The sequence below is a fragment of the Pseudonocardia sp. genome, assembly GCF_050246655.1.
Taxonomy (GTDB): domain Bacteria; phylum Actinomycetota; class Actinomycetes; order Mycobacteriales; family Pseudonocardiaceae; genus Pseudonocardia.
This window is the reverse complement of sequence record NZ_JBFWVQ010000210.1, coordinates 1-4,767: the sequence shown is the minus strand read 5'-3', so window position 1 is coordinate 4,767 and position 4,767 is coordinate 1. Positions and strand designations below refer to the sequence as shown.

At 73.6% G+C, this 4,767-nt stretch carries 4 protein-coding genes; 3 read left to right on the top strand and 1 reads right to left on the bottom strand.

All coding sequences use genetic code 11. The annotated features are described in order from the left end of the window. The 3 genes from AB7J25_RS30175 to AB7J25_RS30165 form a co-directional block, all read left to right on the top strand. Nucleotides 1-1,931, top strand: a 1,931-nt coding sequence (locus AB7J25_RS30175) for an acetoacetate--CoA ligase (RefSeq protein ID WP_428514716.1), incomplete at its 5' end; no start/stop codon positions are given. A gap of 28 nt (nucleotides 1,932-1,959) precedes the next feature. After that, the gene (locus AB7J25_RS30170) at nucleotides 1,960-2,703 is read left to right on the top strand and encodes an LLM class flavin-dependent oxidoreductase (RefSeq protein WP_428514714.1); all 744 of its coding nucleotides are present in this window, start codon (nucleotides 1,960-1,962) and stop codon (nucleotides 2,701-2,703) included. Nucleotides 2,704-2,816: 113 nt separating this feature from the next. Then, on the top strand, nucleotides 2,817-3,806 hold the full coding sequence (locus AB7J25_RS30165; protein ID WP_428514712.1) for a DUF6158 family protein: 990 nt from the start codon (nucleotides 2,817-2,819) through the stop codon (nucleotides 3,804-3,806). 6 nt (nucleotides 3,807-3,812) lie between these two features. Here the strand turns inward: AB7J25_RS30165 and AB7J25_RS30160 are convergent, their stop codons facing one another. After that, nucleotides 3,813-4,622 carry an N-acetylmuramoyl-L-alanine amidase gene (locus AB7J25_RS30160; RefSeq protein WP_428514710.1) on the bottom strand — a complete coding sequence of 270 codons (810 nt, stop codon included), beginning with the start codon at nucleotides 4,620-4,622 and terminating at the stop codon, nucleotides 3,813-3,815. Nucleotides 4,623-4,767: the final 145 nt, after the last annotated feature.

Below are 4,767 nucleotides of genomic sequence, written 5' to 3'. Positions count from 1 at the left end.
CCCGCATCGAGGGCTCCGCGCTGCGCGAATACCTGAACTGGCTGGAGAAGCGGGAGGGCCGTCCGTTCCCGGACCACGACGCTTTCCACGCGTGGTCGATCGAGGACATCGACCGGTTCTGGGTCTCGCTGGTCGACTACTACGAGGTCGGGTTCTCCGCCCCGTGGACGCAGGTCCGCACCACGGACCCGATGCCGCACACCCGCTGGTTCCCCGGTGCCCGGCTGAACTGGGCCGAGCAGGCCCTGCGGCGCGGAGCCGACGACGAGGTCGCGCTGGTGTGCGTCCAGGAGGGCGGGTCGCCCGCGCGGGAGATCACCCGCAGTGAGCTGCGCCGGTCGGTGGCGGCGGTGGCCGGGTGGTTGCGCCGCGCCGGTGTGCGTCCCGGCGACCGGGTGGGCGCCTACCTGCCGAACACCGAACACGCGGTGATCGCGTCGCTCGCCGCGGCGGCGGTCGGCGCCGTGTGGGCGTGCTGCTCCCCGGACTTCGGCGCCGACGGCACCATCGGCCGCCTCGCCCAGCTCGAACCCGTCGTGCTCATCGCGGTGGACGGCTACCACTGGAACGGCAAGGAGATCGACCGCGCGGACGTCGTGGCGCAGCTCGCCGCGAACCTCCCGACGGTGCGCCATGTCGTCCACGTCCCGTACGTGTTCGACCGGCCGAGCCCCGAGGGCGCGACGCCGTGGGACGAGCTCGTGGCGCGCGACGTGCCGGCGGAGTTCGAGCAGGTCGAGTTCTCCCACCCGCTGTGGGTGCTGTTCACCTCCGGCACCACCGGGCTGCCCAAGGGCCTGGTGCACTCCCAGGGCGGGATCACGCTGGAGGGCCTGAAGTGGTCCGGGCTCTACGCCGGGGTGCGTCAGGGCGAGCGGTACTTCATGTTCACCTCCACCGGCTGGGCGCTGTGGAACATGCAGATGTTCGTGCTCACCCAGGGCGCGTCGATGGTGCTGTACGAGGGCAGCCCCGGGTACCCGGCGGGCGCGGTGTGGGAGGTGGCCGCCCGCACCGGGTCGGACGTCATGGGGCTCGGTGCGGCGGTGATCATGGCGTCGGCCAACAGCGGTGTCTCGCCCCGCCAGGCGTGGGACCTGAGCGGGCTGCGCCACGTCATGGTCAGCGGCTCGGCGCTGCCGCCCGCCGGCTACCACTGGGTGATGGAGCACGTCAGCCCGGACCTGCGGATCGACTCCACCAGCGGCGGCACCGACATCTCCGGGGCCTTCGTCGGGGCGAACGAGTACGCCCCGGTGCAGGTGGGCCGCATCGGCGGCAAGCTCGCCGGGGTCGACTGCGCCGCCTGGGACGAGGACGGCAGGCCGGTGGTGGACTCCGTGGGCGACCTCGTCGTCACCCAGCCGATGCCGTCGATGCCGGTGTACCTGTGGAACGACCCGGATGCGGCGCGCTACACGGAGTCCTACTTCGAGACCTGGCCCGGGGTGTGGCGCCACGGGGACTGGGTGACGATGCACTCCGACGGCTCGGTCTCCATCCACGGCCGGTCGGACTCCACGCTCAACCGGCAGGGCGTCCGGCTGGGCAGCAGCGATTTCTACGACGTGCTGGAGACGATGCCGGAGATCACCGAGACCCTCGTGATCGGTCTGGAGCTGCCCGACGACGGGTACTGGCTGGGGCTGTTCGTCGTCCCCGCCGAGGGGCACGAGCTGGACGACGAGCTCAAGCGGAAGATCGTCAGCACGCTGCGCACCCGGCTCACGGCCCGCCACGTCCCCGACGAGATCCTCGCCGCCCCAGCCGTGCCGCACACGCTGAGTGGCAAGCGCCTGGAGGTGCCGGTCAAGAAGCTGCTGGCGGGCAGGCCGCTGGAGAAGGCCGCGAACCTCGCCTCGGTCGACGACCCGGACGCGCTGCGCTGGTACGCGCGGTTCGCCGCGGACCGGCTGGCACCGTCGAGCTGACGGCTCGGCCGCGGTCGGGGAGGCGGGCATGCGGTTGGGTGCGACGCTCGTCCACCTGTCGGCGGCGGCGCCGTACCCGATCGCCGAGTGGGCGCGGCGGCTGGTGGGCGAGGGCTTCGAGAGCCTGTGGACACCGGAGGTGATCGGGCGCGGGCACCTGGTCCCGGCCCCGTTCGTGACGTTGGCGGCGGCGGCCACGGTCACCGACGGCGTGGAGCTGGGAACGGCCACCGTGCAGGTCCCGCTGCACCATCCGGCCGATCTCGCCCACCGGATCCTGTCGCTCGCGTCCGCCTGCGGCGACCGCCTGAGCCTCGGTGTCAGCCCCGGGTCGACCCGGGCCGACTCCACCACGTTCGACCGGGACCATGCCGCGCGCTTCCGGACCTTCGACGAGAACCTCGCGCGGCTGCGGGTCCTGCTCGCCCGGGGGTGCGACGAGCGCGCCGATCTCGCCCCCACCGGGGTGGACGTGCCGATCCTGCTCGGCTCGTGGGGCGCCAAGGTCGAGCGGGCCGCCCGGGAGTTCGACGGCTGGCTGGCCTCGGACCACCGCCGCACCGCCGACCAGATCATCGCCGCGCACGAGCGGTACCGCGCGGCCGGTGGCGGGCGGGCGATCGTGTGCGCCGTCCGGGTGGCGGGGGAGGGGGACCTCGGCCCGGTCGGGGAGCGGCTGCACCGCTACGCGGAGGCCGGTTTCGACGACGCCGTCGTGCTGTTCGAGCCGGGCGGGCCGCGGCCCGAACAGGTCAGGACCCTCGTCCCCTGAGCGCCGTCGACGACCCCTCGGCGCGGCTGCGGTGGACATCGGGCTCGTCAGCACGTACGAGGAAGGTGACGGGCGACACGCGACCACCACACCGCACGCGAGGGAGATCGGCCATGGACCTGCAGTCCACGGACCACCACCAGGGCCTGCCCGCGAGCATGCTCTCCGACGACGAGCTGGAACGGCAGGGCGCGCGGGCGCACGCGACGCGGAACTGGGTGTTCCTGCACGGCAGCGCCGACCAGTTCCGCCACCACACCGAGCGGATGCTGGAACTGGAGCAGGAGTACCTGCGCCGCCACCCGAAGCGCACCTGGCAGGGCGCGGGCGGCGCCGGGCCGCAGCGCGTGAGCCGGGTCGAGCAGATCCGGCAGGCGGTGCGGTCGTTCCAGACGCAGATGGACGCGCTGCTCGCCGAGCTGGCGCAGGCCGAACCCGCGCAGGCCGCGCGGTCCGGGCCCGTCGCGGCGGTGAACCGGTTCCTCGGCCGCTTCGCCGACACCCCGGACGGCCGTCTGCACAAGCTGGAGGCCCACCAGACCGCCCGCGAGCTGGGCCTGAGCCCGACCGAGGTGGCCACGCTGTACAAGCTGGACCCGCCGTTGCTGGCGACGCACGGTGCCGACCGGGTGCTCACCGCGGCCGGCCGCGCGCGGCTGCTCGAACGGACGTGGATCCGCGAGACGCCGGCCCGCTGGAACGCCGCCAAGGCCGCGGTGTTCGGCGACCTGGACCCCGCGCTCTTCGGGATCCACGCCGAGGCCGACGCGCCGCTCGGCGACGAGTGGTGGCGGGTCGAGGACGGCACCGGCGTCGTCGGGTACGGCCGGCTCGACGAGTCGTGGGGAGACGCCGAGATCCTTCTCGTCGTCGCGCCGGGGAGCCACGGCAGCGGGGTCGGGACGTTCATCCTCGACCGCCTCGAGCACGAGGCCGCTGCCCGGGACCTCAACTACGTGTACAACGTCGTTCCCGACGGGCATCCGGCCCGTGTCCGGACCGCGTCGTGGCTGCGGGACCACGGATTCACCGAGAACGCCGACGGCGAGCTGCGCAAGCGCGTCCAGCGCGACGGTGTGCGGGGGGAGCCGGCGAACCCGTGAGTGCCGCTACGAGCCGGAGGCGTCCGGCTCGGGCGTCCCGGTGGTGAGGAGTGCCTCGAGCTCGGCGATGCGCGCCGACAGGGCCGCGATCTCGGCGAGGATCTGGTCCCGGGCCAGGCCGACGTCGACGCGGCGCGCGGGTGCGATGGCCGCGCGCTGCTGGGCGGTGAGCGACGCCGGTGCGCCGTGGGGGTCGACGCCGAGCGCGGTGAGGATCTGGTCACGCGCGAACCCGACGTCGACCCGCAGGGCGAGGCGGGTGAGCAGCTGCCGGTCGGCATCGGTGAACATGTCGTCCTCCCGGAGTCGCGCCACGCTGCGGCGGAACTCGTCCATGTCGAAGTTGGGGTCGATCTTGCGGCCGGCGGGGGCGGCGATCTCCTTGTGCCCGAGCACCCGGCCCACGCCGAGCCCGTAGTGCAGCGTCAGAGCCGCACACAGGCCGGCGTAGGCGTCCAGCTGGACACGTGGCCAGGCCGCGGTGCCGGTGGCCTCGGCCTCGATCCCGATCGCGAAGCGGTTGCCCTGGTCGGGGTGGAAGGTGACGCCGGTGTGGGAGCACAGGCCCGCGGCGATGACGTACACCCGTCCGCTACGGCCGAGCCCCAGCTGCGACAGCGGCCCGGCCAGGCCGGGGCGCCCGTCACGGATGACGTTCAGCGACGGGAACTCCCCGGTGGCGGGGCCCGCGGTGTGGTGGCAGACGACGGTCCGCACGCCCGACATCTGCCCGCGACCACGGCTCGCCCAGCCCGCCACCTCCGTGACCGGCAGCCCCGAGGCGCGGCAGGCCTGCGCGAGGTCGGTCAGGAGCATGAGGACGTCTCTCCGGGCAGCGGCGGGCTGACGGTTCGACAGTAGTTCCCACCTCCGGGGGACACGAGGCGGTCCGACAGCCGTCGCAGTGTCGGGAGGGAAGCACGAGCCGTCGTCAGGCGACGGGGTGCAGGACGAGCCACCC

What these genes read in the sequence shown, in the direction of transcription:
- AB7J25_RS30160 (WP_428514710.1), bottom strand. Translation starts at nt 4,622, where the DNA reads ATGCTCCTGACCGACCTCGCGCAGGCCTGCCGCGCCTCGGGGCTGCCG.
- AB7J25_RS30170 (WP_428514714.1), top strand. Translation starts at nt 1,960, where the DNA reads ATGCGGTTGGGTGCGACGCTCGTCCACCTGTCGGCGGCGGCGCCGTAC.
- AB7J25_RS30165 (WP_428514712.1), top strand. Translation starts at nt 2,817, where the DNA reads ATGGACCTGCAGTCCACGGACCACCACCAGGGCCTGCCCGCGAGCATG.